Annotated in this window: 1 protein-coding gene; it reads right to left on the minus strand. The window is 71.1% G+C overall.

Translation table 11 applies throughout. The features are described 5' to 3' along the window. Nucleotides 1-8: 8 nt before the first annotated feature. Nucleotides 9-1,292 carry an MFS transporter gene (locus GXP76_RS35445; protein WP_242575725.1) on the minus strand — a complete coding sequence of 428 codons (1,284 nt, stop codon included), beginning with the start codon at nt 1,290-1,292 and terminating at the stop codon, nt 9-11. Between the last annotated feature and the right edge of the window lie 130 nt (nt 1,293-1,422).

Consider the following 1,422-nt stretch of genomic DNA (forward strand, 5'->3'; position numbering starts at 1 on the left):
CCCCGGCCTCACCACCGCTGCTCGCGCCCTCCGAAACCTTTCAGAAGCGCCACCGCCAGAGCGCTGACCAGCAGCAGCACGCTCATGTACAGGACCACCGGCCAGGGTTTCCCCCCGGTGGCGTCCAGCAGCGCGGCCGCGATGAGCGGTGCGGTGCCGCCCGCCAGCGCGGCGGCGATCTCCCGGCTGAGGGCCACCCCGCTGAACCGGGTCCTGGTCGTGAACAGGTCCGCCAGGAAGCCGGCCTGGGCCCCGAGCTGAGCCCCCAGCAGCGACCCGCTCACGCCGAACGCGAACCACACGTACCCGACATCCTTGGTGTCCAGCAGCCAGAAGAAGGGGAACGCGAACACGGCCGCACAGACCATGGCCCCGCCGAGCACGATCCGGCGGCCGACCACGTCGCCCAGCGCCCCGGCCACCGGCGTCACCGCCGCGCTGCACGCGAAGTAGATCAGTGCACCGATGAGCGTGTTCGTACGGGAGACGCCGAGCTGCTCGGTGAGGTACGTGAGAGCGAACACCACCGGGATGTACGCGGCGACGTTCGGCCCCACACCGCTGACCACCCCGAGGAACAGGGTCCGCGGAGCCCTTCGGGCCAGCTCCACGGCCGGCGCCCGCGCGACTCCCTGCTCCCGCTTCGCCTTCTCGAACATCGGGCTCTCGGCCACCCGCATGCGGATGTAGAAGCCGGTCGCCGTGACCAGGATCGTGACCAGGAAGGGGAGGCGCCATCCCCAGCTGAGGAAGTCGTCCGGGGGAAGGGTCGACACGGCGGCGAAGGCCCCGGCCGAGAGCAGCGCGCCGAGCGCCGCACCCGCCGGGGGAATGGCGGCGTACCGCCCGCGAAGTCCCGGCGGCGCGAACTCGGCCATGGTGAGGGAAGCGCCCGCGTACTCGGCTCCCGCGCCGAACCCCTGGATCACCCGCAGCACGACCAGCAGCACCGGAGCCCACGCCCCGACGGCCGCGTATGTCGGCAGCGCACCCATCAGGGCGCTGGACAGGCCGACGGTGACCAACGTGATCACCAGCATCTTCCTGCGGCCCAGCCGGTCCCCGTAGTGCCCGATGACCAGCGCCCCGAGCGGCCGGACGGCGAACCCGACCGCGAACGTGGCGAAGGACGCCAGTGTCGCCGCGACCGGATCACCGGGCGGGAAGAACAGCCGGTTCAGGACGAGCGCGCTCATGGCGCTGAACAGGATGAAGCCGTACCACTCCAGCGCGGTGCCGATGGTCGTCGCCATCACCACCCGGGTCAGCATGGACGATCTTTCCCGGGTCATGAGTGCCGGTCGTTCGTCGACTGGTCCGATGAGGGCGCGCGCATGCGGCCACTATGAGCGAGCATCCCGCCGAACAGCCGAACCTCGCCGGTACCGGGCGCGCATTCACGTCAGACGCAGGGACCGGGGA

Source organism: Streptomyces sp. NP-1717, assembly GCF_022695985.1.
GTDB lineage: Bacteria > Actinomycetota > Actinomycetes > Streptomycetales > Streptomycetaceae > Streptomyces.

What these genes read in the sequence shown, in the direction of transcription:
- GXP76_RS35445 (WP_242575725.1), bottom strand. Translation starts at nt 1,292, where the DNA reads ATGACCCGGGAAAGATCGTCCATGCTGACCCGGGTGGTGATGGCGACG.